This is a genomic window from Streptomyces sp. NPDC001902 (assembly GCF_042891295.1).
In the GTDB taxonomy this organism is placed as follows: domain Bacteria; phylum Actinomycetota; class Actinomycetes; order Streptomycetales; family Streptomycetaceae; genus Actinacidiphila.
Map to the genome: position 1 here is coordinate 98624 of NZ_JBIATA010000001.1, position 25315 is coordinate 123938.

At 70.2% G+C, this 25315-nt stretch carries 22 protein-coding genes and 1 pseudogene; 13 read left to right on the forward strand and 10 right to left on the reverse strand.

The genetic code is table 11. From position 1 onward, the window contains the following. Positions 1–126 precede the first annotated feature (126 nt). Entirely contained in the window at positions 127–606 is a 480-nt protein-coding gene (locus tag ACFYYN_RS00465) for an LppU/SCO3897 family protein (protein ID WP_500332025.1), read from the forward strand. A gap of 85 nt (positions 607–691) precedes the next feature. Here ACFYYN_RS00465 and ACFYYN_RS00470 read toward each other — a convergent pair whose 3' ends face one another. Next, complete coding sequence (locus tag ACFYYN_RS00470) at positions 692–2107, reverse strand: CCA tRNA nucleotidyltransferase (protein ID WP_499512901.1); 1416 nt, start codon at positions 2105–2107, stop codon at positions 692–694. Between the two features lie 160 nt (positions 2108–2267). On the opposite strand from ACFYYN_RS00470, the gene ACFYYN_RS00475 reads away from it, so the two are divergent. The 7 genes from ACFYYN_RS00475 (at position 2268) to trxA (ending at position 11669) form a co-directional block, all read left to right on the forward strand. Then, complete coding sequence (locus ACFYYN_RS00475; protein WP_500544166.1) at positions 2268–4670, forward strand: DUF6049 family protein; 2403 nt, start codon at positions 2268–2270, stop codon at positions 4668–4670. Positions 4671–4703: 33 nt separating this feature from the next. Then, positions 4704–6767, forward strand: a complete 2064-nt coding sequence (gene murJ, locus ACFYYN_RS00480; protein WP_500544167.1) for a murein biosynthesis integral membrane protein MurJ — start codon at positions 4704–4706, stop codon at positions 6765–6767. A gap of 120 nt (positions 6768–6887) precedes the next feature. Further along, a complete protein-coding gene (locus ACFYYN_RS00485; protein WP_500544168.1) occupies positions 6888–8624 on the forward strand; it encodes a protein kinase family protein in 1737 nt (578 codons plus the stop codon). A 19-nt stretch (positions 8625–8643) separates the two neighbouring features. Continuing rightward, positions 8644–9336, forward strand: coding sequence for an RNA polymerase sigma factor SigM (sigM, locus tag ACFYYN_RS00490; protein WP_500358655.1), 693 nt, complete (start codon positions 8644–8646; stop codon positions 9334–9336). Continuing rightward, entirely contained in the window at positions 9333–10196 is an 864-nt protein-coding gene (locus tag ACFYYN_RS00495) for an RsmA family anti-sigma factor (RefSeq protein ID WP_500544169.1), read from the forward strand. Before sigM ends, ACFYYN_RS00495 begins: the two co-directional genes overlap by 4 nt. 109 nt (positions 10197–10305) lie before the next feature. Further along, on the forward strand, positions 10306–11292 hold the full coding sequence (gene trxB / locus ACFYYN_RS00500; protein WP_500544170.1) for a thioredoxin-disulfide reductase: 987 nt from the start codon (positions 10306–10308) through the stop codon (positions 11290–11292). A 47-nt stretch (positions 11293–11339) separates the two neighbouring features. Further along, the gene (gene trxA, locus ACFYYN_RS00505) at positions 11340–11669 is read left to right on the forward strand and encodes a thioredoxin (RefSeq protein ID WP_431958961.1); all 330 of its coding nucleotides are present in this window, start codon (positions 11340–11342) and stop codon (positions 11667–11669) included. Between the two features lie 56 nt (positions 11670–11725). Here trxA and ACFYYN_RS00510 read toward each other — a convergent pair whose 3' ends face one another. From ACFYYN_RS00510 to rpmH, 9 genes are all read right to left on the reverse strand, one after another. After that, positions 11726–12343: a GNAT family N-acetyltransferase gene (locus ACFYYN_RS00510; protein WP_499512894.1), complete on the reverse strand. Its 618-nt coding sequence runs from the start codon at positions 12341–12343 to the stop codon at positions 11726–11728. 297 nt (positions 12344–12640) lie between these two features. After that, a complete protein-coding gene (locus ACFYYN_RS00515) occupies positions 12641–13750 on the reverse strand; it encodes a ParB/RepB/Spo0J family partition protein (protein ID WP_500544171.1) in 1110 nt (369 codons plus the stop codon). Next, positions 13747–14796, reverse strand: a complete 1050-nt coding sequence (locus tag ACFYYN_RS00520; protein ID WP_500544172.1) for a ParA family protein — start codon at positions 14794–14796, stop codon at positions 13747–13749. Before ACFYYN_RS00520 ends, ACFYYN_RS00515 begins: the two co-directional genes overlap by 4 nt. 253 nt (positions 14797–15049) lie before the next feature. Then, positions 15050–15766, reverse strand: a complete 717-nt coding sequence (gene rsmG, locus ACFYYN_RS00525; protein ID WP_499512891.1) for a 16S rRNA (guanine(527)-N(7))-methyltransferase RsmG — start codon at positions 15764–15766, stop codon at positions 15050–15052. Positions 15767–15869: 103 nt separating this feature from the next. Further along, positions 15870–16367: a Jag family protein gene (locus tag ACFYYN_RS00530; protein ID WP_499512890.1), complete on the reverse strand. Its 498-nt coding sequence runs from the start codon at positions 16365–16367 to the stop codon at positions 15870–15872. Positions 16368–16382: 15 nt separating this feature from the next. Continuing rightward, a complete protein-coding gene (gene yidC, locus ACFYYN_RS00535; protein WP_500332035.1) occupies positions 16383–17435 on the reverse strand; it encodes a membrane protein insertase YidC in 1053 nt (350 codons plus the stop codon). A 2-nt stretch (positions 17436–17437) separates the two neighbouring features. Beyond that, positions 17438–17758 carry a membrane protein insertion efficiency factor YidD gene (gene yidD / locus ACFYYN_RS00540; RefSeq protein WP_037731476.1) on the reverse strand — a complete coding sequence of 107 codons (321 nt, stop codon included), beginning with the start codon at positions 17756–17758 and terminating at the stop codon, positions 17438–17440. After that, positions 17755–18129: a ribonuclease P protein component gene (rnpA, locus tag ACFYYN_RS00545; RefSeq protein ID WP_500332036.1), complete on the reverse strand. Its 375-nt coding sequence runs from the start codon at positions 18127–18129 to the stop codon at positions 17755–17757. Before rnpA ends, yidD begins: the two co-directional genes overlap by 4 nt. 26 nt (positions 18130–18155) lie before the next feature. Further along, positions 18156–18293, reverse strand: a complete 138-nt coding sequence (gene rpmH, locus ACFYYN_RS00550; RefSeq protein WP_003975051.1) for a 50S ribosomal protein L34 — start codon at positions 18291–18293, stop codon at positions 18156–18158. A 389-nt stretch (positions 18294–18682) separates the two neighbouring features. On the opposite strand from rpmH, the gene dnaA reads away from it, so the two are divergent. The 5 genes and pseudogenes from dnaA (at position 18683) to ACFYYN_RS00575 (ending at position 25084) form a co-directional block, all read left to right on the forward strand. Beyond that, a complete protein-coding gene (gene dnaA, locus ACFYYN_RS00555) occupies positions 18683–20440 on the forward strand; it encodes a chromosomal replication initiator protein DnaA (protein WP_500544173.1) in 1758 nt (585 codons plus the stop codon). A gap of 838 nt (positions 20441–21278) precedes the next feature. After that, positions 21279–22409 carry a DNA polymerase III subunit beta gene (dnaN, locus tag ACFYYN_RS00560; RefSeq protein ID WP_500358659.1) on the forward strand — a complete coding sequence of 377 codons (1131 nt, stop codon included), beginning with the start codon at positions 21279–21281 and terminating at the stop codon, positions 22407–22409. A gap of 79 nt (positions 22410–22488) precedes the next feature. Continuing rightward, positions 22489–23370: pseudogene (gnd, locus tag ACFYYN_RS00565) on the forward strand (phosphogluconate dehydrogenase (NAD(+)-dependent, decarboxylating)); the annotation flags it as partial. A gap of 32 nt (positions 23371–23402) precedes the next feature. Then, positions 23403–24533 carry a DNA replication/repair protein RecF gene (gene recF, locus ACFYYN_RS00570; protein ID WP_500544174.1) on the forward strand — a complete coding sequence of 377 codons (1131 nt, stop codon included), beginning with the start codon at positions 23403–23405 and terminating at the stop codon, positions 24531–24533. After that, a complete protein-coding gene (locus tag ACFYYN_RS00575; RefSeq protein ID WP_500332040.1) occupies positions 24530–25084 on the forward strand; it encodes a DciA family protein in 555 nt (184 codons plus the stop codon). The genes recF and ACFYYN_RS00575 overlap by 4 nt, the downstream gene beginning before the upstream one ends. Positions 25085–25315: the final 231 nt, after the last annotated feature.

Sequence of the window (25315 nt, forward strand, 5' to 3'; positions counted from 1 at the left end):
AAGATCACCCCGCGTCCGCCGGTTTCACGTGAAACACATGCCCCGGCGGATGGGGTGTCCGACCCCTCCAGTAACGTTCGCGCGTTCACAGGAACTGACAGGTTCATCCCAGGGAGGGGAACGACCATGGCGACTCCGCCGCCCGACAACACCAACATTCCGGCCCCGCAAGGCCAGCCCGGCGCCTTCCCGCCGCCCCAGGGCCAGCCCGGCGCCTTCCCGCCCCCGCAGGGTCAGCCCGGCGCCTTCCCGCCGCCTGCCGCCCCGCCGCGGCGCGGCAGAAACATCGGCAAGCGCATCATCGGCGTGATCGTCACCATCGTGGTCATCATCGGCGTGCGGTTCGCCTTCTCCCAGTTCGACCAGACCGACGCCGAGACGTCGAAGGTCGGCAGCTGCCTCCACAACAAGGGCACCGAGCAGAGCCCGGACCTGGTGGACGCCGACTGCTCCTCCGGCGATGCACAGTTCAAGATCGTCAAGAAGTTCGACGACTCGACCGACCAGAAGCAGTGTGAGTCCGTCACCGAGTCGGACGTCTACTACACCCAGTCCGGGACCGACTTCAACAACGTGGTGCTCTGCCTGCAGACCATCAGCAAGTGACCGGACGGGCGTTAAGGCCGAGGGGGTCGTGTTTCACGTGAAACACGACCCCCTCGGCACGTCCACGGCCCGGACGGGGTGACGCTCAGCCCTGCGCGGCCCACCACTCCTTCAGTGCGGCCACAGCGGCCTCCTCGCCCAGCGGACCGTTCTCCAGGCGCAGCTCCAGCAGGTGGTTGTACGCCTTGCCGACCTGGGGGCCCGGAGGGATGCCCAGGACCTCCATGATCCGGTTGCCGTCCAGGTCCGGCCGGATCGCGTCCAGCTCCTCCTGGTCCTTCAACTGCGCGATGCGCTCCTCGAGCCCGTCGTAGGTGCGCGACAGGGCCCCCGCCTTGCGCTTGTTGCGGGTCGTGCAGTCGGAGCGGGTCAGCTTGTGCAGCCGGTCGAGCAGCGGTCCGGCGTCCCGGACGTAGCGCCGGACGGCGGAGTCGGTCCACTCCCCGGTCCCGTAGCCGTGGAAGCGCAGGTGCAGCTCGACCAGCCGGGCGACGTCCTTGACGGTGTCGTTCGGGTACTTGAGCTTGGTCAGCCGTCCCTTGGTCATCTTGGCGCCGACCACCTCGTGGTGGTGGAAGGAGACCCGTCCGTCGGGCTCGAAGCGCCGGGTCCGCGGCTTGCCGATGTCGTGCAGCAGCGCCGCGAGGCGCAGCACGAGGTCCGGCCCCTCCGTCTCCAGTGCCATCGCCTGGTCCAGGACGGTCAGCGTGTGCTCGTAGACGTCCTTGTGGCGGTGGTGCTCGTCACGCTCCAGGCGCAGCGCCGGCAGCTCCGGGAGGACCCGTGCGGCCAGGCCGGTCTCCACCAGTAGCTGCAGGCCCTTGCGGGGGTGGTCGGAGACGACCAGCTTGTTGAGCTCGTCCCGGATCCGCTCGGCGGAGACGATCTCGATGCGGTCGGCCATCTCCGTCATCGCCGTCACGACCTCGGGGGCCACCTCGAAGTCCAGCTGGGCGGCGAAGCGCGCGGCGCGCATCATCCGCAGCGGATCGTCGGAGAAGGACTCCTCCGGGGTGCCGGGAGTGCGCAGCACGCGCTGGGCGAGGTCACCGAGCCCGCCGTACGGGTCGACGAACTCCGCCTCCGGCAGGGAGACCGCCATCGCGTTGACGGTGAAGTCCCGGCGGACCAGGTCCTCCTCGATGGTCTCCCCGTAAGAGACCTCCGGCTTGCGCGAGGTGCGGTCGTAGGCCTCGGAGCGGTAGGTGGTCACTTCGATCTGGTAGCCGTACTTCCGGCAGCCGACCGTGCCGAAGGCGATGCCCACCTCCCAGACGGCCTCCGCCCACCCGCGGATGATCTTCAGTACCTGGTCGGGCCGGGCGTCGGTCGTGAAGTCCAGGTCGTTGCCGAGCCTGCCGAGCAGGGTGTCGCGGACCGATCCGCCGACGAGGGCAAGCCGGAATCCGGCGTCCTTGAAGCGACGGCCGAGCTCTTCGGCCACCGGCGCGATCACCGGCGCGGTCTTCAGGGTCTGGGGGGCGTTGTTGGCATTCGGCACAACAGAAAAGGGTACGTGGCCATGCGCCCCGCGGCGGACCGGTTTACCGGCATCCGCGATCTTGCCGACGCCTCCGCGCCCCCGGACTGTATCGATCTTGTGGCCCACTCACAGCACTTTGGGTCTTCGAGCATCGTTACCATTCCAGGACGCACATCCGATGACGACGAGGGACGGCCAGCGCGTGGGCGAGGCGGCACAGCACCCCGGAGGCACTCCGGCCCGTTCGAGGCTGCGCCGGGCCACGGCACTGCTCGTGGGCGCCACCCTGTTCACCGGCCTGGTCCAGGCCCGTACGGCCCCCGCGGCGTACGCGGAGGGCTCCGACGGCCGGGCCGTGGACGTGTCGGTGAACTCGCTGTCCCCCACCGTGCCCGCCAAGGGCGACACCCTCACGGTGACCGGCACCGTCACGAACAAGAGCAAGCACACCGTCAGCGGTGCCCACGTGGGCGTGGAGATCGCCCCTCAGGGCCCGCTGGGCAGCCGCAGCGCCATCAGCGGCACCTCCACCAGCGCGCCCCGCACCGCGGCCGACGGCGAGGAGATCCCCGGGCACACCGTGCCCGTCGACGACCTGCCGGCCGGCATCAGCCGCAGCTTCACCCTGGAGGTCCCGGTCAAGGACCTGGACCTGGGCCGGGACGGCGTCTACCAGCTCGGGGTCTCCCTGACCGGGCGGACCAGGGACCGCGGCTACGACGAGTACCTGGGGATCGAGCGGACCTTCCTCCCCTGGTACCCGGACGGGGACGCCAAGCCGACCCGCTACACCTTCCTGTGGCCGCTGATCGACCGCCCGCACCTCGCCGTGCGCAGCGAGAGCGACGACCAGCAGAGCCCGATCTTCCTCAACGACGACCTCGCCGCGGACCTGGCGCCCGGCGGCCGTCTTCAGCAGATGGTGGCGCTCGGCCGGGACCTGCCCGTCACATGGGTCATCGACCCGGACCTGCTCGCCACGGTCGACGCCATGACGCGCCGGTACCAGGTCGCGGGGCCCGAAGGTGATCTCGACCACACCACGTCCGGCACCGGGACCGACGACGCGAAGCGCTGGCTGAACAGCCTCAAGGAGGCCGTCGCCGGGGACGAGGTCGTCGCCCTGCCCTTCGCCGACCCCGACCTCGCCTCGATCGCGCACCACGGCAAGAGCGTCCCGGGCACCCTGAACCACCTCAAGACCGCCACGGAGCTCGCGACCACGACGGTGGAGACCGTCCTCAACGGCGTGGTCACCCCCGACACGGACGTCTCCTGGCCCGTGGAGGGCGCCGTCGACCCCTCCATCGTCGACGTGGCCACCTCGGCCGGCGCCGACAAGGTGATCGCCCGCAGCGACAGCCTCGGCGAGCCCGGCGGCCTCAGGTACACCCCCACCTCGGCGCGGCCCATCGGCGGGGGCACCACGGCGGTGGTCGCCGATTCCGGGCTCTCCAAGGCCTTCCAGGGCGACATGACGTCGGCCGGGACCTCGACCCTCGCGGTGCAGAAGTACCTGGCCCAGACGCTCATGATCACGATGCAGGCGCCCGACCGGCAGCGCAGCATCGTCGTCGCCCCGCAGCGCATGGCCAAGGCCTCACAGGCGCAGGCCATGGCCCAGGCCATCACGGAGGTCGCCGCCGGCGGCTGGGCCGAGACCGTCGACTTCTCCGCGGCGGCGAAGGCCACCCCCGACCCCAAGGCCAACCGCACGGTGCCCGGTACCGGGTCCTACCCCAAGCGCCTGCGCAAGCAGGAGCTGAGCACCGCGGCCTTCCGCCAGATCCAGGCGACCCAGGGCGAGCTCGACGACTTCATGGCCCTGCTGAGCAAGCCCGACCGGGTGCGTACCCCCTTCGGCAACGCACTGATGCGCTCGATGTCCACCGAGTGGCGCGGCTCCCCCCGGGGGTCGGCCGCCTACCGCACGGCCATCTTCGACTACCTGTCCGACCTGATGAGCCTGGTCTACCTGCTCCCCAAGACCGGGACGCTCACGCTGTCGGGCCGCAGCGGCACCATCCCGGTGACCGTGAAGAACGAGCTCGGCCAGACCGTGCAGGGCCTGGAGCTGCGCCTCACGTCCAGCCAGGGCAACAGCCTCGACCCGGGCGAAGCGCAGCCCGTGACCGTGGAGGGCGGCCACACCCGCTCCCTGAAGTTCGAGGGAACCGCCGCCCGCAACGGACTGAACACGGTCACCGCCCAGCTCTACACGGCGGACGGCGCCAGGTTCGGCTACCCCATCACCTTCCAGGTGGATGTCACCTCCATCACATCCACCGTCATGCTGGTGATCGCCGCCGGGCTCCTGCTGCTCGTGCTGGCGGGCGTCCGGATGTACCACCAGCGCAAGCGCCGCGCGGCCGCCGGGGGCGAGGACGACGACACTGATCCGTCCGAGGACGACGCGGACCCGTCCGGGGACGGGGACACGGGCGAGGACGAGGACGACGCTGCAGAGGGCACCATGGGTGACCGGGACGGCGTCGAGGACGAGCAGCCGGGTGACCTGGCGCCGGACACCTCCCCGGAAAGTACGGACCCGTCCGGGACGGGTGAGAAGGTGGACCGATAGCCAGCGAGCCATGGCCGATGAGGTGGGGCAGAGATGAACGCACCGTACGACGGTGAGCGCGAACGGGAAGCCGGGGAGCGGTTCCCCGAGCAGCCCGGGCAGTACCCTGCCGCGCCCGACCCGTACCTGCAGGACACCTACGCCCGCGACCCGTACCAGCGGCAGGATCCGACCGCGCAGGACCCGGTGGGCGAGGCGCTGTACGACCGCACCGCGCACCCGCCGGCCCAGCCCCATGCCTACGGGCCGCCGTACGCGCACCAGGAGCCGTACCGCATGCCCTACGCCGACGACGCCAACACCCGGTACGTCGGCGTCGACGAGCTGGTCTCCCACGCCCCGGACGAGGACGGGAGGCCGGCGCGGCCGGACGAGTACGCCCACCTCTTCCGCGACGAGCCGGTGCAGACGGCCCCGGCGGAGCCCGAGCCCGCAGCGGAGCCCGTGGCCGGGAAGTCCGGCGGACGGGCCGGCAGCATCCTCAAGTCCAGCGCGCTCATGGCGGCCGGCACCCTCGTCTCCCGGGTCACCGGATTCCTCCGCACCCTGGTCATGGCGGCCGCGATCGGCGTCGGCACGCTGAACGACGGCTACCAGGTCGCCAACACCCTGCCCACGATGATCTACATCCTGGTCGGCGGCGGCGCCCTCAACGCGGTCTTCATCCCCCAGCTGGTACGGGCCATGAAGAACGACGACGACGGCGGCGAGGCCTACGCCAACCGCCTGCTCACCCTGGTCGTCGTCGGACTGGCAGCCGTCACCGCCGTCTGCGTGATCGCCGCACCGGTCTTCATCCAGGCGATGTCCCACGACATCGCCTCCGACCCGGTCAGGTTCGAGGTCGCGGTCACCTTCGCCCGCTACTGCATCCCCACCATGTTCTTCATGGGGGTGCACGTCGTGCTCGGGCAGATCCTCAACGCCCGCGGCCGCTTCGGCGCGATGATGTGGACCCCGGTCCTCAACAACGTCGTCATCATCGCCACCTTCGGCGCCTTCATCTGGGCCTTCGGCTCCTTCACCGACACGCGAGTCTCCTCCGGGACCATCACCCCCGACGGGGTCCGGCTGCTGGGCCTCGGCACCCTGCTGGGCCTGGCGGTGCAGGCGCTGGCGATGCTCCCCTACCTGCGCGACGCCGGCTTCCGGATCCGGCCGCGTTTCGACTGGCGCGGCCACGGCCTCGGCCACGCGGCGAAGCTGGCCAAGTGGACCTTCTTCTTCGTCCTCGCCAACCAGGTCGGCATGATCGTCCTCACCCAGTTCGCCACGGCGGCGGGCGCGGCGGCCGAGAAGACGGGCCACGAGGGCGCGGGCATCACCGGCTTCAACTACGCGCTGCTCCTGTGGCAGATGCCGCAGGCCATCATCACCGTCTCCGTGATGACCGCCGTGCTGCCGCGGATCTCCCGCGCCGCGGCCGACGGTGACGCCGCCGCCGTCCGCGACGACCTCTCCTACGGCCTGCGGACCTCGGGCGTGGCCGTCGTGCCCGCCGCGTTCGCCTTCCTCGCCCTCGGCCTCCCCATGGCCACCCTGCTCTACAGCAGCTCCGGAGAGGGCGCCCTGAACATCGGCTACATCCTGATGGCCTTCGGCCTCGGGCTGATCCCGTTCTCGGTGCAGTACATCGTCCTGCGCGGCTTCTACGCGTACGAGGACACCCGCACCCCCTTCTACAACACGGTCATCGTCGCCGCCTGCAACGCCGTCGCGGCCGCCGTCTGCTACTTCGTGCTCCCCGCCCGCTGGGCCGTGGTCGGCATGGCGGCGGGGTACGGCCTCGCCTACACGATCGGCGTCGGAGTGGCGGTCAAGCGACTGCGCAGGCGCCTCGGCGGCGACATCGACGGCAAGCGCGTGGTCCGCACGTACGCCAGGCTCTTCGGTGCGTGCATCCCCGCCGCTGCGGGCGCCGGCGCCGTCGTCTACGGTGTCTCGCAATCGCTGGGTCACGGCGCTGCCGCATCGTTGCTGTCGCTGGTGCTCGGCGCTCTTGTGCTGGGCGGGATCTTCTTCATCGCCGCCAAGCGCATGCGCGTCGAGGAACTGACGGCCATGGTCGGCATGGTCAGGGGCCGGCTGGGCCGCTGACGGCGCCCAGCGCGCAACCTTCGTGGGCCGTCGTGTGTCGTGCATAGCGGTGGACTGTTGGCACAATTGTCCTCGGCTGTGTTGTCAGATCTTGCAACGGATGGGGAGGCAGGAACGACGGTGGCGGAACGGAGCACGGCTGCCGTCGGAGTGGCCAACGAGGGCGGCGAAGAGCAGCTCGCCGCCCACACGGACGGGGCCACGGCCGACGAGGCGACGGACCGGAGCGAAGAGCAGGACGCGCCAGAGCAGACCATCCCCGAGGAGACAGCACCGACCAAGTCCGAGCCGCCGGAGCTCCACAGCGGCCACAAGCTCGCCAAGCGCTACCGCCTGGAAGAGTGCCTCACCCGTTCCGACGGCTTCAGCAGCTGGCGGGCCGTCGACGAGAAGCTGCGCCGCGCCGTGGGCATCCACACCCTGCCCGCCGACCACGGCCGGGCCCGTTCGGTGCTGGCTGCGGCCCGCTCCGCCGCCCTGCTCGGTGACCCCCGTTTCGTCCAGGTCCTCGACGCGGTCGAGGAGAACGACCTCGTCTACGTCATCCACGAGTGGCTCCCGGACGCGCGCGAACTGACCGCCCTGATCACCGCCGACCCGCTGGAGCCGCACGAGGCCTACCAGATGGTCAGCCAGATCTCCCAGGCCATGGCGGCCGCCCACCGTGAGGGGCTGGCCCATCTGCGGCTCGGCCCCGACGCCGTCCTGCGCACCGACTCCGGCCAGTACCGCATCCGCGGTCTGGCCGTCGCCGCCGCGTTGCGCGGGATCTCCTCCGAGCGCCCGCAGCGGGAGGACACCGAGGCCATCGGAGCCCTCCTGTACGCCTCACTCACCCAGCGCTGGCCGTACCCTGAGGACGAGCACGGGCTCACCGGCCTCCCCAAGGACGTCGGCCTGGTCGCGCCCGACCAGGTGCGGGCAGGGGTCCACCGTGGGCTGTCGGAGCTGGCCATGCGTGCCCTGGTCAACGACGGGGCGACGGCCTCCCGTGAGCCGGAGCCCTGCACCACCCCCGAGGAGCTGGCCAAGGCCGTCACCGCGATCCCCAAGATCCGGCCGCCCGAGCCGGCGATGGCGCCCTACTCGCGCACCACCTACCAGCAGGGCTCCTACCGCCAGACCGGCGCGGGCCCCGCGTCCCCCGGCGCCACGGCGTCCCTCCCCGCCGCGCCGCCCCCGGCCCTGCCCGGCCGCACCGGCAAGGCCCTCAAGTGGTCCGTCTCGGCCCTCCTCATCGTCGCCCTCGGCCTCGGCAGCTGGCAGCTCGCGGAGACGCTGATGGACCGCGAGAACCAGGCGAAGTCCGGAGGGACCTCCACCTCCCACAACACGGGCGGCGACGGCGGCAGCGACAACGGCGGCGCGAACCAAGTGACGCTGAAGCCGCTGCCGGTCCAGGACGCGGCCGAGTACGCGCCGTACGGGGGAGCCCAGCACCCTAACGACGTCGGAGCCACGTACGACAGCAAGACGTCCACGTACTGGCGCACGAACAGCTTCAGCGACGGCCCCGAATTCGCCCCCTCCGTCAAGAAGGGCGTGGGCATCGCCTACGACCTGGGAGCGGCGAGGAAACTCGGGCAGGCTTCGATAGACCTCTACTACGGTGGCGACCACACGACGGTCACGCTCTACGCGGCCGACTCGCTGAACACCACGGCCGAGCCGAACCAGCTGAAGAAGCTCGCCACGGTCACGACCAAGGGCAAGGCGGCGACACTCACCCTGAAGGCACCCGTGGAGGCGCGCTATGTCGTCGTCTGGCTGACCGCTCTTCCCCATTCACAGGCCGACGGCTTCTCGCGCGCCGGCTACAAGCAGGCCATCACCAATGTGAGGTTCGAGGGGCAATAGCCCCGCGGGGAGGGGGACGGTGGGCACGCAAGGAACGGGCGGGGAGGTCAGCGACAGCGACCTCCTCGCCCGTCATGTCGCGGGGGACCCGAACGCCTTCGGGGAACTCGTCCGCCGGCACCGCGACCGGCTGTGGGCGGTGGCGCTGCGGACCCTGGGGGACCGCGAGGAAGCCGCGGACGCCGTGCAGGACGCGCTCGTCTCGGCCTTCCGCTCCGCCCACACCTTCCGCGGGCAGTCGGCCGTCACGACCTGGCTGCACCGCATCACCGTGAACGCGTGCCTGGACCGGGCGCGCAAGGCCGCCTCACGGCGCACCGCTCCGGTCACGGACGAGAAGCAGTTCGAGGAACTGCTCGAACCCCATGAGTCCGCCGCGGCCCCCGCCGAGCGGGGCGAGCTCCACCGGGAACTGCTGCGGGCGCTCGGGACGCTCCCCGTGGAGCAGCGGGCCGCCCTGGTCCTGGTCGACATGCAGGGCTACCCCGTGGCCGAGGCCGCCGCCGTCCTGGACGTGCCGACGGGGACGGTCAAGAGCAGATGTGCCCGCGGCAGGGCACGACTGCTGCCGCTCCTCTCCCACCTACGGGAGGCGCCGGGGAGTAGCGGCGATCACCCAGGGGGAAGGAACCGGACGGAGAACGCATCCGTCCCAGAGACGGAGGCCCGGCCGGGCCACGGCTTCACGAAGGGCGGAGGTGGACACCCATGACGTCGATGACGGGTACGGACGAGCACCCCGAGGTCGCCGAGATCTCCGCGCTCACCGAGGGCATCCTCCCGCCCGAGCGCTCGGCCGACGTCCGCGGGCACATCGACGGCTGTGCGCTCTGCGCCGACGTCCACGCCTCGCTCGACGAGATCCGGGGGCTGCTGGGCACCCTCCCCGGCCCGCCGCGGATGCCAGCCGACATCGCGGGCCGGATCGACGCCGCACTCGCCGCCGAGGCACTGCTCGCCGCGAGCGGGGCCGATGTTTCACGTGAAACAGAGACCACGGAGCCGCCCCGTGTTTCACGTGAAACATCGGCCCCGGCAGACGGAAGGCCCACCGGCCGCGGCACCGGTCCCAGCGCGCCCGGCCGCCCGGGCACCCGGTCCCGTCGCCGCTGGGGGAAGGGGATCCTCATCACCGCTTCCGTGGCCGCCGTGCTCGGTCTCGGGACCGTCCTCGCCCAGTCCGGCTGGAACGCCGGGGGAAGCTCCGACAGCCAGTCGTCGTCGGCCTCCGATGCGGGTGCCAAGGCTGACGCCGACATGCTCGGCGTGCAGGTACACGATCTGCTGACAGACCGCACGAGCAAGGGCCCGGAGAGCAAGCCCCAGGGGCAGTCCCCCATGGTCGGCATGGACAGCGCCGCGCCGTCCTGCGTCCTGGGGGCCGTCGACCGCCGGGAAGCCCCGATCGCCTTCCAGCGGGGCAGGTACGAGGGCATGGACTCCTACCTCGTCGTGATGCCGCACGAGGGCGACCCCGCACTGGTCGACGCCTACGTCGTGGACGCCTCGTGCGCCACCGCGCAGCCCCCCGTCACGGGCACCCTCCTCCGTGAGGAGACATACCCTCGCTAGCGCCGCGTCGATGGGAATGCCCGGACCGTAGGATCCGTTAGGCGGGATGACAATGGTCCCGTCGCCGAGGCACCCGGCGAGTCGGCACAGCAGAGACGAGGAAGCACCCGTGAGCGACGTCCGAAACGTGATCATCATCGGTTCCGGTCCGGCGGGATACACAGCCGCGCTCTACACCGCCCGCGCCTCCCTCAAGCCCCTGGTCTTCGAAGGGGCGGTCACGGCCGGCGGTGCTCTGATGACCACGACCGATGTGGAGAACTTCCCCGGCTTCCGCGACGGCATCATGGGCCCCGACCTCATGGAGAACATGCGGGCCCAGGCCGAGCGGTTCGGTGCCGAGCTGATCCCGGACGACATCGTCGAGGTCGACCTCGCGGGCGACATCAAGACCGTCACCGACTCCGCGGGCACCGTCCACCGCGCGAAGGCCGTCATCATCGCCACCGGTTCCCAGCACCGCAAGCTGGGCCTGCCCAACGAGGACCAGCTCTCCGGTCGCGGCGTCTCGTGGTGCGCCACCTGTGACGGCTTCTTCTTCAAGGACCACGAGATCGCCGTCATCGGCGGCGGCGACACCGCTCTGGAGGAGGCGACCTTCCTGTCGCGCTTCGCCAAGAGCGTGAAGGTCGTCCACCGCCGGGACACCCTCCGCGCCTCCAAGGCCATGCAGGAGCGTGCCTTCGCCGACCCGAAGATCTCGTTCGTCTGGGACAACGAGGTCGCCGAGATCAACGGCGACGGCAAGCTCTCCGGCCTGGTCCTGCGGAACACCAAGTCCGGCGAGACCTCCGAGCTGCCGGTCACCGGACTCTTCATCGCGATCGGCCACGACCCGCGGACCGAGCTGTTCAAGGGCATCCTCGACCTGGACGAGGAAGGCTACCTCAAGGTCGAGTCCCCCAGCACCCGTACGAAGATCCCGGGTGTCTTCGCCGCCGGCGACGTCGTGGACCACACCTACCGCCAGGCGATCACCGCCGCGGGCACCGGTTGCTCCGCCGCCCTGGACGCCGAGCGCTACCTCGCCGCTCTGAGCGACGCGGGCAGCGAGCACACCCGCGAGCCCGAGCAGACCGCCGCCGCGGTCGTCTGACCGCACCGCACGAACAACCACCCTTCCTACACACCGAGGAGACAGCCGTGGCCGGCAACACCAAGACCGTGACCGATGCGACCTTCGACGAGGAGGTCCTGTCCAGCGACAAGCCCGTGCTCGTCGACTTCTGGGCCGAGTGGTGCGGTCCGTGCCGCCAGATCGCCCCCTCCCTGGAGGCGATCGCCGCGGAGCACGGCGACCAGATCACCATCGTCAAGCTGAACATCGACGAGAACCCGGTCACCGCCGCCAAGTACGGCGTCATGTCGATCCCGACCCTCAACGTCTACAAGGGCGGTGAGGTCGTGAAGACCATCGTCGGCGCCAAGCCGAAGGCCGCCATCGAGCGCGACCTGTCCGACTTCATCGGCTGAGCACCGCAGACGGACACGAAAGGGCCCGCCCCCGTGAGGGGCGGGCCCTTCGTCCGTCACAGGGGCCGCAGCGCCGGTTCCTTCTGCACGGCGCCGAGCAGCCGGTCGATCGCCATCTCGACGTCCTCCTTCCAGGAGATCGTCGTCCGCAGTTCCAGCCTCAGCCGGGGGAACCGCGGGTGCGGCCGCACCGTCTTGAACCCGACCGCCAGCAGGTGCTCGGCCGGGAGCACGCACGCGGGCTCCTCCCAGCGCGCGTCACCGAAGGCTTCGATCGCCCGGAAGCCCCGTCGCACGAGGTCCTTGGCCACCGACTGCACCAGGACCCGGCCCAGTCCCTGTCCCTGGAAGCCCGGGAGGATGCGGGCGGTCATCAGCTGGACCGCGTCGGGGGAGACGGGACTCGTGGGGAAGGCCGTCGAGCGCGGCACGTAGGCCGGCGGGGCGTAGAGCACGAAGCCGGCCGGCACCTCGTCCACGTAGACGACACGGCCGCAGGAACCCCACTCCAGAAGCACCGCGGAGATCCAGGCTTCCTTCTCCAGTTCGGGCTTGCCGGCCTGGACGGCGGCCTCACCGCTTACCGGATCGAGTTCCCAGAAGACGCACGCGCGGCAGCGGTTGGGGAGATCCGGGAGGTTGTCCAGCGTGAGCGGAACGAGCCGACGCCCCATGAGGTCTGACCCTCGTTTCTGTCGTGGACCCAACTGCCGACGAAGCCACCCACGGCGCCCAGCCCAAGCCCCGCTGCGAGGAGGGCGGCCTTCTGCCAATCGTGCTCGACTCCGACGCGCCGCACCGATCGCATGAGCCCCTCCTCGGAGGTAGTGCTCCATCCCGTACGCATCGTATCCGTGAGCGGACAAGTCCGACACCGGAGCAACGCGAACGGCCCAGCAAAAAGCGGGCCACATCCCTCTCGGGATGCGACCCGCCCAGAAGTTGCGGCCCGTCACATGACGGGGAGAGGATCACTCCTCCTCGTCGGTCTCCTCGGTGAGCGACCGCTCGAGGACCTCGCCTTCACCCGGGGCCATCGAGCCGAGGATGCGCTCCAGGTCCTCTATCGAGGCGAACTCCACGACGATCTTCCCGCGCTTCTGCCCCAAGTCCACCTTCACCCGGGTCTCGAAGCGGTCCGAGAGCCGCAGCGCCAGATCGGTCAGCGCGGGGGACATCCGCTTGCCGGCCCGCGGGGACGGGGCCTTCCTCGTCGGCTGGGACTCGGAGTTCATCACATGCACGATCTCCTCGACCGCGCGCACCGAGAGCCCCTCGGCCACGATCCGGCTGGCGAGCCGGTCCTGGTCCTCCACGTCCTCCAGGGCGAGCAGGGACCGTGCGTGCCCGGCGGAGAGCACACCGGCCGCCACACGGCGCTGTACGGGCGCGGAGAGCTTCAGCAGGCGCAGGGTGTTGGAGACCTGGGAGCGGGAGCGGCCGATGCGGTCGGCGAGCTGCTCGTGCGTGCAGGCGAAGTCCTTGAGGAGCTGGTCGTAGGCGGCCGCCTCCTCCAGCGGGTTCAGCTGGGCACGGTGCAGGTTCTCCAGCAGCGCGTCCAGGAGGAGCTTCTCGTCCTCGGTGGCCCGCACGATCGCCGGGATGGCTTCCAGGCCCGCCTCACGGCTGGCCCGCCAGCGGCGCTCGCCCATGATGAGCTCGTAGCGCTCCGGTCCGACCTGACGGACGACGACCGGCTGCAGCAGGCCGACCTCCTTGATGGAGGTGACCAGCTCAGCCAGCGCGTCCTCGTCGAAGACCTCACGCGGCTGACGCGGGTTGGGGATGATCGCGTCCAGCGGCAGCTCGGCGAAGTACGCCCCTGCCACCATCGGCGGCTCCTGGGCCGCGATGGCTTCCGGGGTTTCACGTGAAACCGGGATCGCCGCGGTGCCCTCACGGCCCTGCTGTTCCACCAGGGCCGCCACCTTCGCGACGGCGACCCCTCGTTCCGGCGCCAGGACCGGGGCGGCGTTCGTCGCCGTCGCCACCGCGGTCGCGGCTGCCGCGTCCGCACCGTTCGGTGCGGCGGGAATCAGCGCGCCGAGACCACGGCCGAGTCCTCTGCGTCGCTCACTCACTGGATCCCCTCCGACGTGTTCTGCTCATTGGCTTCTTGGGTGCGTCCCAGCCCGCGCAGGGCCATCTCGCGTGCCGCCTCGAGGTACGACAGCGCTCCGCTCGAACCCGGATCGTAGGTCAGCACCGTCTGGCCGTAGCTGGGGGCCTCCGAGATGCGTACCGAGCGCGGGATGCTCGTGCTCAGCACCTCCTTGCCGAAGTGGGTGCGCACTTCTTCGGCGACCTGCGAGGCGAGCCGGGTCCGGCCGTCGTACATGGTCAACAGGATGGTGGAGACGTGGAGCTTCGGGTTGAGGTGGCCCCGCACCAGTTCCACGTTGCGGAGCAGCTGCCCCAGTCCTTCCAGGGCGTAGTACTCGCACTGGATCGGGATGAGGACCTCGGCACCGGCCACCATGGCGTTGACGGTCAGCAGACCGAGCGAGGGCGGGCAGTCGATGAGGATGTAGTCCAGCGGCTGCTCGTAGGACTCGATGGCCCGCTGCAGCCGGCTCTCCCGGGCCACCAGCGAGACCAGCTCGATCTCGGCCCCGGCCAGGTCGATGGTGGCGGGGGCACAGAACAGGCCCTCCACGTCCGGCACCGGCTGGACGACGTCGGAGAGCGGCTTGCTCTCGACCAGGACGTCGTAGATGGAGGGGACTTCGGAGTGGTGGTCGATCCCGAGGGCGGTGGATGCGTTGCCCTGGGGGTCGAGGTCGACGACCAGCACCCGGGCCCCGTGCAGGGCCAGGGAGGCGGCCATGTTGACCGTGGTGGTGGTCTTGCCGACCCCGCCCTTCTGGTTGGCGACCACGACCACTCGGGTCTGAGGTGGGCGGGGGAGTCCTTCACCGGCCCGCCCCAGTGCCTCCACGGCCAGTTGGGCTGCACGGCCGATGGGGGTGTCGTCCATCGGGGGCGGTGTTTCACGTGAAACATCATCCCCGAACGACTCGGTACGGGGACCGGGGACCGGATCGGCCATCGGTCCCGCGATGTTGGCGTCGGACCGCAAGGATTCACTCTCCTCGACTACAAGCTCGCAATGAACAGAGCCTGCCATGCTTTCGGGGTCACGAACCAGTGAGGGCCGTTCTCCTGTGGATGAATCCACCGGTTGGGTCGCTGAATGGGTCATCTCGACGGCTCGATGAGAGAGCGATTCGGCCGCGGCACGGGCGCGGCCGAGGATTCCTGGAAGCAGAGAGCGCCGTTTCACGTGAAACACGATGCGCAGCGCGGCGACCGTTTCCTACACGACACTCCGGATCATGTACGTATGGCCGTTTGTATGGAGCACATGACCCCGGCCGCGATCAGCGCTGGCGCCGTCGGCTCTCCCGGGCCGCCTTGGCCCTCCGGGTCGCCGCACGCACACCACCGGGGCTCTCCCCCGCGAGCACCCGCACCACGGTCGACAGCGGATCCACGATCCCCTCGCCGACCTGGACCACGGAGGTCTCCACGGCACCGAGACGGCTCAGCGCGGCACGCGCCGCCTTCAGCTCCTCCTCGGCCGTGTCGCCCTTGAGGACGGTCATCTCCCCGTGCGGACGGAGCAGGGGAAGTCCCCAGCCGGCGAGCCGGTCCAGGGGGGCCACGGCGCGCGCCGTCACCACGTCCACCGGAGGCACCTTGCCCACCATCTCCTCGGCCCGTCCACGCACCACCACGACGTTGGACAGCCCCAGCAGCCGCACGGCCTCCTCGAGGAAGGTGGTCCTGCGCAGCAGCGGCTCCAGCAGGGTGATGCTGAGGTCCGGCCGGGTCAGCGCCAGCGGAATGCCCGGCAGTCCCGCCCCCGAGCCCACGTCGCACACCGAGACGCCCTGGGGGATCACCTCGGCGAGCACCGCGCAGTTCAGCAGATGGCGTTCCCACAGCCGGGGCACCTCCCGCGGACCGATCAGCCCGCGACGCACCCCCGCGTCGGCCAGCAGTTCCGCGTACCGCACCGCGTCCGCGAAGCGCTCCCCGAACACCTCACGTGCCGCCTCCGGCGCCGGGGGAAGCTCCGCCGCTGCCTCCGTCACGAGAACCGTCCTTCCGTTGTTACGGGCCTTCTCCAGGCTGACAAGATTCGGCCCCGCCTGCGAACAGACGGGGCCGAGTGAGTACCGCTGAGACCGGGGGAGGTCAGGAGGCCGGAAGGACGACCACCCGGCGCTCGGGCTCCTCGCCCTCGGACTCGCTGCGCAGCCCCGCGGCGGCCACGGCGTCGTGCACGACCTTGCGCTCGAAGGGCGTCATCGGCTTCAGCTTGACCGGCTGGCCGGAGCCCTTGACCTCCTCGGCCGCCTTCTCGCCCAGCTCGGTCAGCTCGGCCCGCTTCTGCGCCCGGAAGCCGGCGATGTCCAGCATCAGCCGACTGCGGTCGCCGGTCTCCCGGTGGACCGCGAGCCGGGTCAGCTCCTGGAGCGCCTCCAGCACCTCGCCGTCCCGGCCGACGAGCTTGTTGAGGTCACGGCTCGACGGGTCGCCGACGATGGAGACCGAAGCGCGGTCCCCTTCGACGTCCATGTCGATGTCACCGTCGAGGTCGGCGATGTCCAGCAGCCCCTCGAGGTAGTCGGCCGCGATCTCGCCCTCCTGCTCGAGGCGGGTGAGCGCGTCGGTGGTGTTGCCGTCCGTCACGGCAGGACTCCTCTACTACTTCTTCTTCGACAGGTTCGGCTTGTCCGCGCCGCTGCTCGGCTTGGGCTTGGTGCCCGCGGTCGTTCCGCCGCCCGGCTTGGGCTTCGGCTTGGTGCCGCCGGCAGCAGCACCCGGCTGCGCGGGACCGCCCGTCTGGCGCTGGGACTTGGTCTGGCGCTTGGGCTGGCTGCGCTTCACCGGCGCCGCGTCCTGCGGCTCCTTGCCGGCGGCGGGCTCGTCCTTCAGCTTGCCCTTGGCCTTCAGGCGCTCCTGGCGCTGCTGGAAGGCGAGGCTGCCGGGGGTCGGGTTCCGGCGGATGACGAACATCTGCTGCCCCATGGTCCACACGTTGGTGGTCAGCCAGTAGATGAGGACACCGACGGGGAAGTTGATGCCGAAGACGGCGAACATGATCGGGAAGACGTACATCAGCATCTTCTGCTGCTGCATGAACGGCGTCTTCACCGTCATGTCGACGTTCTTCGTCATCAGCTGGCGCTGCGTGTAGAACTGCGAGGCCGACATCAGGATGATCATGACGACGGTGACCACGCGGACGTCGGTGACCGAGGCGCCCAGCGTGGCGAGCTTGTCAGCGCTGTCGGTGAACTTCGCGGCGAGCGGGGCGCCGAAGATGTGGGCCTTCTGGGCGCTGTTGACCAAGTCCTGGCTCATCACGCCGACCTGCTTGCCCTGCGCGATGTAGCTCAGCACGTGGTACAGCGAGAAGAAGAAGGGGGACTGCGCCAGGATCGGAAGGCACGAGGAGAGCGGGTTGGTGCCCGTCTCCTTGTACAGCTTCATCATCTCTTCGGACTGGCGCTGCTTGTCGTTCTTGTAGCGCTCCTGGATCGCCTTCATCTTGGGCTGGAGCGCCTGCATGTTCCGGGTCGACTTGATCTGCTTCACGAAGAGCGGGATCAGGCAGATCCGGATCAGGACCACCAGAGAGACGATCGACAGACCCCAGGCCAGGCCGCCGTCCTTGTCAAAGACAAGGCCGTACAGCGAGTGGAACTGGACAATGATCCACGAAACGGCGGCGTAGAGGGGGTTCAAGATCCCCACGGTCAGGCTCCTTGGGCATGAGGCGTCTCGACGGGCTCGGGAGTAACGGACCCGCCTGGTGCGTCACCCCGGAGGGCTTCGCGCAGGCGAGCGTGCCACGGCGGTCGCTTGCGCGGGGGGACATGGTCCACACCGCCGAGCGACCACGGGTTGCAACGCAGGATCCGCCACGCGGTCAGGGCAGTGCCCTTGATCGCGCCGTGCCGATCGATCGCCGTATACCCGTAGTGGGAGCACGAGGGGTAGTACTTGCAGACCGGACCGAGCAACGGGCTGATGGTCCACTGGTAAATCTTGATCAAGGCCAGCAACGGGTACTTCATAGCGCCACCCCCAGGAGCCTCCCGAGGGCGGCATCCAGGTCTCGGGCCAGCTGTGAATGGTCTGCGTCACCCGCACCGGGCAGCGCTCGTACGACTACCAGGCTACCGGGGGGCAGCACGGACAGACGTTCGCGGACGAGGTGACGAAGCCGACGCTTGACCAGGTTCCGGGTCACGGCGTCACCGACGGCCTTGCTCACGACGAAACCCGCACGCGCCGGGGAAGCACTCCCCCCCGCCGCGTGCGGGTCCCTTGTGTCACTGTCGGTGCGCAGGTGGACGACCAAGAGCGGCCGTCCGGCCCGGCGTCCTCGACGTACCGCCGTCGCGAAGTCCTGGCGCCGCCTCAGCCGATTACCGGTGGGCAGCACGACTCACACCTCGCGCTTCGGTGCGATCAGGCGGACAGACGGGCGCGGCCCTTGCTGCGGCGGGTCGCGAGGATGGCGCGGCCGGCACGCGTACGCATACGCAGCCGGAAGCCGTGGGTCTTGGCGCGACGACGGTTGTTCGGCTGGAAGGTGCGCTTGCTCACTCGGGGGCTCCAGGATGAATCGGGTGGTGGCGGGGCGTCGCCTGGCTGTCACCGTGCGCCCACGAGAAGCTCGCGGAACATTCAGGTGTGCACCGCTTGACGATCACCTTGGTGATCCTCGCCCATCGGTAGGCAGGCGGCAGCAGCCATCGACAACTCGACCTGGTTACGGTACGCGGGGCCGCGGCGTCAGGTCAAACCCGCCGGGGCGCGGGCCGTCGGCACCGCCATCCGGACGTGGTTTTGCACACCCTGTGGACAACGACTTGAACCAGGTAGCCCGCGCTGACTACCGTGGCCGAACCCCGAAACATTCCCGTCCGTCCCAAGAACCACACCTTCGTGGGACCCATCGGCACCAACCAGCGACCGACGAGAGAGCGTGCACTGTGGCTGACGTAACTGCCGATCTTGCCTCAGTGTGGCCCAGGGTCCTGCAGAAATTGCTCGCCGAAAGCGACGACCTCAAGCCGAAGGACGCGGAGTGGCTGCAGCGGACGCAGCCGCTGGCGCTCGTCGCGGGCACGGCGGTGCTGTCCGCCCCCAACGAGTTCGCCAAGAGCGTGCTGGAGGGACGGCTCCTCCCGCTGATCACCGATGTCCTCAGCCGTGAGTTCGGGCACCCCGTGGGCATCGCCATCGCGGTGGCCTCGGGCGGCGAGCCGGAGGCGGCCCCCGCGCCGCCGGCCCCGGTCGCCCCCGAACCACAGTCCCAGGGCCAGCAGCAGCCCCCCGTGTACGGGGCGGAGCCCGCCCGGTACGGCGAGCAGCCACACGGCTACGGCGAGGTCCCGCGGATGCGCCCGGCCTACCCCGACCACGCGGTCGGGCCCACCGGCGGTGCCGGCGGCTGGCCGCCCCACGAGCCCGAGGACCGCTGGCAGCAACAGCACTTCGGCGACTACCAGGAGCGCGAGCCGTACCGGCCGCCCGCCTCCCGCTACGAGATCCCCCCGCCCCACCAGCCTCAGGGGCGTCCGGAGCCGGTGCCGCCGCAGCGGCCGGCCATGCCCACCATGCCGACGCCGCGCACCGGTGGCGGCAGTGGTGCCGGTTCCGCCACGGGCGCCGGGACGGGGGCGAGTGGTTCGGGTGGTTCCGTGGGCCCGGCCGAGCCCACGGCGCGGCTGAACCCCAAGTACCTCTTCGACACCTTCGTCATCGGCGCCTCCAACCGCTTCGCGCACGCCGCGGCGGTCGCCGTCGCGGAGGCACCGGCCAAGGCGTACAACCCGCTGTTCATCTACGGCGAGTCCGGCCTCGGCAAGACGCACCTGCTGCACGCGATCGGGCACTACGCCCGCAGCCTCTACCCGGGGACACGGGTGCGCTACGTGAGCTCCGAGGAGTTCACCAACGAGTTCATCAACTCCATCCGCGACGGCAAGGCGGACGCGTTCCGCAAGCGCTACCGCGACATGGACATCCTGCTCGTCGACGACATCCAGTTCCTGGCGAGCAAGGAGTCGACGCAGGAGGAGTTCTTCCACACCTTCAACACCCTGCACAACGCCAACAAGCAGATCGTGCTCTCCTCGGACCGGCCGCCCAAGCAGCTGGTGACCCTGGAGGACCGGCTGCGCAACCGCTTCGAGTGGGGCCTGATCACCGACGTCCAGCCACCCGAGCTGGAGACCCGGATCGCGATCCTCCGCAAGAAGGCCGTGCAGGAGCAGCTCAACGCCCCGCCGGAGGTGCTGGAGTTCATCGCCTCCCGGATCTCGCGGAACATCCGCGAGCTGGAGGGCGCGCTGATCCGCGTGACGGCCTTCGCCAGCCTCAACCGGCAGCCGGTGGACCTCCAGCTCACCGAGATCGTGCTGAAGGACCTGATCCCGGGCGGGGAGGACTCCGTCCCCGAGATCAGCGGGCAGGCGATCATGGCGGAGACGGCCTCGTACTTCGGTCTGGACGTGGAGGACCTCTCGGGCTCCTCCCGCAGCCGGGTGCTCGTCACGGCCCGGCAGATCGCCATGTACCTGTGCCGTGAGCTCACGGACCTGTCGCTGCCCAAGATCGGCGCCCTGTTCGGCGGCCGCGACCACACGACCGTCATGCACGCGGACCGCAAGATCCGCTCCCTGATGGCCGAGCGGCGGTCGATCTACAACCAGGTCACCGAGCTCACCAACCGCATCAAGAGCTGAGCGCAGCGCCCTCGGCGTCCACCGAGACCTCCACAGCGCCCCGGGCCAACTCCCGGGGCGCTTCTCGTTGTTCGATTGCGCCGGCCGCGTCTTGGGGACAGGAACGTCTCTCCACAGGCGGGGGCGGTTTTCCCCCGTCCACAGCCTGGGGATGCCCGGGTTGTCCCGAACGTGTCCACAGGCACGGCCGCGGGATACTCATTCGGGCTGCTGGAGGCCGTGTGGATTTGTGGGCAACCCTGATCCACAGACTGTGGACGCTCCGGCCGCCCACAAGGCCGCCCTCCCGGTTGTCCACCGGCCGCCCACAGGCAGAGGCTCGTTGTCCCCAGTCAGGGGCCACTTCTCCACAGTCCTGTCCACTGTTCGGCAACGGAACACACCCGCTCACCGATCGGAGTGAACCGCATCACACCAACGTGGTGGGTTGGGCTGGGGAGAACCCGGGTATTCCTGGGGACAGCGCTGGGGAGAACCGGAGCCTCCCTGTGAATCGCGTGTGCACAACTTCCGGGCGTCCACAGATCGGCCGGGTTGTCCACGGGCTCCACCCACAGGCGCGGTGGATAAAAAACAGGGCCTGACCTGCACCGGGACCACTTATCCACGGTATCCACACCCCCTATTACTACGACCAGGGATAGTTACCGGGGAACCTGCTTCGAAGTGGGGCCTGTGCACAACCGAGCCGCGGGCCGTCCGCCTCCCCGCCCTCCGGCTTGACCGCAACCCGCACCGCATGTCCGTGGCGGCTGTCAGACTGTTCTCCGGCAAGAGGGCCAGCAGGGCCAAGAGACAGTCGGCCACAGACAGCCAGCAACAGCAGGAGGCGGTTCCGGTGAAGATCCGGGTGGAGCGCGATGTACTCGCGGAGGCAGTGGCCTGGGCGGCCCGCAGTCTCCCGGCCCGTCCCCCGGTGCCGGTCCTGGCGGGCCTGCTGCTGAAGGCCGAGGAAGGCCAGCTGAGCCTGTCCGGCTTCGACTACGAGGTCTCGGCCCGCGTCTCCGTGGAGGCGGACGTCGAGGAGGACGGCACCGTCCTGGTCTCCGGCCGGCTGCTCGCCGACATCTCGCGGGCGCTCCCCAACAGGCCTGTGGAGATCGCCACCGACGGCGTGCGCGTGAGCGTCGTCTGCGGCAGCTCGCGATTCACACTCCACACCCTGCCTGTGGAGGAGTACCCGGCGCTGCCCGCGATGCCGACCGCCTCCGGCACCGTCCCCGGCGAGGTCTTCGCCGCGGCCGCCGCCCAGGTCGCGATCGCCGCCGGCCGTGACGACACCCTGCCGGTGCTCACCGGTGTGCGGATCGAGATCGAGGGCGACACGGTCACCCTGGCCGCCACCGACCGCTACCGCTTCGCGGTCCGCGAGTTCCTGTGGAAGCCGGAGACCCCGGACATCTCCGCGGTCGCCCTGGTGCCCGCCAAGACGCTGCTGGACACCGCCAAGTCCCTCACCAACGGCGACTCGGTCGCCATCGCCCTGGCCGGCTCCGGGGCGGGCGAGGGCCTGATCGGCTTCGAGGGCGCGGGCCGCCGCACCACCACCCGCCTGCTCGAGGGCGACCTGCCGAAGTACCGGACGCTCTTCCCGACCGAGTTCAACTCCGTCGCGGTGATCGAGACCGCTCCGTTCGTCGAGGCCGTCAAGCGCGTGGCCCTGGTGGCCGAGCGCAACACTCCGGTCCGGCTGAGCTTCGAGCAGGGCGTGCTGACCCTGGAGGCGGGTTCCAGCGACGACGCACAGGCTGTGGAGCGTGTGGACGCCAAGCTGGAGGGCGACGACATCTCGATCGCCTTCAACCCGACCTTCCTGCTGGACGGCCTGAGCGCGATCGATTCGCCGGTGGCGCAGCTGTCGTTCACCACGTCGACCAAGCCCGCGCTGCTCAGCGGCCGTCCGGCGGTCGACGCCGAGGCCGACGACGCGTACAAGTACCTGATCATGCCGGTCCGGCTGTCCGGCTGACGCGAGGCCTGTCCGGTCGCGTCGCCCTGCAGGTACCGACGTAGGCTCGACGTAGGTCAGGCAGGCTTCGAACGAAGGATCAACGATGGAGCTCGGTCTCATCGGTCTCGGCAAGATGGGCGGGAACATGCGCACGCGCATCCGCCAGGCCGGTCACACTGTCGTCGGCTACGACCGCAACCCGGATCTCGCCGATGTCCACAGCCTGCAGGAACTTGTGGACAAGCTCGCGGCCCCGCGGGTGGTGTGGGTGATGGTGCCGGCCGGCGCCGCGACCCAGGCGACGATCGACGAGCTCGGTGACCTGCTCTCCCCCGGTGACGTGGTCGTCGACGGCGGCAACTCCCGCTGGACGGACGACGAGAAGCACGCCGAGGAGCTGGCCGCCAAGGGCATCGGCTTCGTCGACTGCGGTGTCTCCGGCGGCGTCTGGGGCCTGGAGAACGGCTACGCGCTGATGTACGGCGGCGAGCCCGAGCACGTCGAGAGGGTGCAGCCGGTCTTCAACGCCCTCAAGCCGGTGGGGAACTTCGGTTCCGTCCACGCCGGCAAGGTCGGCGCCGGCCACTTCGCCAAGATGGTCCACAACGGCATCGAGTACGCCATGATGCAGGCCTACGCCGAGGGCTGGGAGCTGCTGGAGAAGGTCCACTCGGTCACCGACGTGCGCGAGGTGTTCCGCTCCTGGCAGGAGGGCACCGTCATCCGCTCCTGGCTGCTGGACCTGGCCGTCAACGCCCTCGACGAGGACGAGCACCTCGACAAGCTCAAGGGGTACGCCGAGGACTCCGGCGAGGGCCGCTGGACCGTCGAGGCGGCCATCGACAACGCCGTGCCGCTGCCCGCGATCACCGCGTCGCTCTTCGCCCGCTTCGCGTCCCGCCAGGACGACTCCCCGCAGATGAAGATGATCGCCGCGCTGCGCAACCAGTTCGGCGGCCACGCCGTCGAGAAGCACTAGTCACACCCACGGGAAGGAGGCGGCGCGCAGCCATGCACGTCGCGCATCTGTCGCTCGCCGACTTCCGTTCCTACGCCCGGGTCGAGGTCCCGCTCGACCCGGGCGTTACCGCCTTCGTCGGCCCCAACGGCCAGGGCAAGACCAACCTGGTCGAGGCGGTCGGTTACCTGGCGACCCTCGGCAGCCACCGGGTCGCGAGCGACGCCCCGCTGGTGCGGATGGGCGCGGACCGGGCGATCGTGCGGGCGTCCGTGGTGCAGGGCGAGCGGCAACAGCTGATCGAGCTGGAGATCAATCCGGGCCGCTCCAACCGGGCCCGGCTCAACCGCTCCTCCCAGGTCCGCCCGCGCGACCTGCTGGGGATAGTCAGGACGGTGCTCTTCGCCCCCGAGGACCTGGCCCTGGTCAAGGGCGACCCCGGGGAGCGCCGGCGCTTCCTCGACGAGCTGCTCACCGCCCGGGCGCCCCGGCTGGCGGGCGTCCGCAGCGACTACGAGCGGGTCCTCAAGCAGCGCAACACCCTGCTGAAGTCGGCCGCCATGGCCCGCCGCCACGGCGGCCGCGGGGCCGACCTGTCCACGCTCGACATCTGGGACCAGCACCTGGCCAGGGCCGGCGCCGAGCTGCTGGCCCAGCGCCTGGACCTCACGCAGGCCCTGCAGCCGCTGGCGGACAAGGCGTACGAGCAGCTGGCACCGGGCGGTGGCCCCGTCGTCCTGGAGTACCGCAGTTCGATCGGCGAACGGATCGCCGGGGCGTCGGGCCGCGAGCAGCTGTACGGACTGCTGCTGGAGGCCCTGGGCGAGGCCCGCAAGCAGGAGATCGAGCGCGGGGTGACCCTGGTCGGTCCGCACCGGGACGACCTCTCCCTCAAGCTGAGACAGCTCCCCGCCAAGGGGTACGCGAGCCACGGTGAGTCCTGGTCGTACGCGCTGGCGCTGCGCCTGGCCTCGTACGACCTGCTGCGCGCCGACGGCGGCGAACCGGTGCTGGTGCTCGACGACGTCTTCGCCGAGCTCGACGCCCGGCGCCGCACCCGGCTGGCGGAGCTGGTGGCCCCCGGTGAGCAGGTGCTGGTGACGGCGGCGGTGGACGACGACGTACCGGACGTGCTGGTCGGTGCCCGGTACGCGGTGGAGGACGGCGGCGTGGAGCGGGCATGACGGACCAGCAGCCACCTCAGCAGCCGGGGCAGGAGCCGGGCGCCCAGGACAAGCCGGTGTCCGGCGTCGACCTGGCCAGGGTCGCGCTGCGCGCCGCCAAGGAGCAGGCCCGCGCGAGGGGCGCGGCCGCCCAGCAAAAAAAGCAGGCCCGGCGCGGAGGCCTGCGCAGTGGTGCGCGGGCGGACGGGCGGGACCCGCTGCCCCTGGGCGCCGCGATCAGCCGGCTGATCACCGAGCGCGGCTGGGAGGCCCCCGCGGCGGTGGGCGGCGTGATGGGCCGCTGGCCGGAACTGGTGGGCGACGACGTGGCCCTGCACTGCCAGCCGCAGCGGTACGACGAGGAGGAACGGGTCCTCACGGTGCAGTGCGACTCCACGGCCTGGGCGACCCAGCTGCGGCTGCTCGCCCCGACGCTCGTGGCCAGGCTGAACGCCGATCTCGGGCACGGCACCGTGAAGTTGATCAAGGTCCTGGGGCCGGGAGGACCGGTGCGTTCGTACGGCCGTCTGCGTGCTCCCGGGAGCCGTGGGCCGGGCGATACGTACGGATAGGCCGGGAACCTGCTGTGCGTAATCGGGTCGAAGCCCTGTGCGCCCGCGTGAGCCGTTTTGGGACCCGGTCCGCGTGTGGGGAGTCGGCTGGAGGTACTTCCGTCGGGTACACGGGAACTCAGGTACCGCCAAAGCCCCATCTATGTCGGCGCTACCGGTAGACTGGTAGCAGTACCGCCCGCCCCTGGCCTCCGGCACCGGGGGACCCCAGCGGGACCAGTCGAACGATGT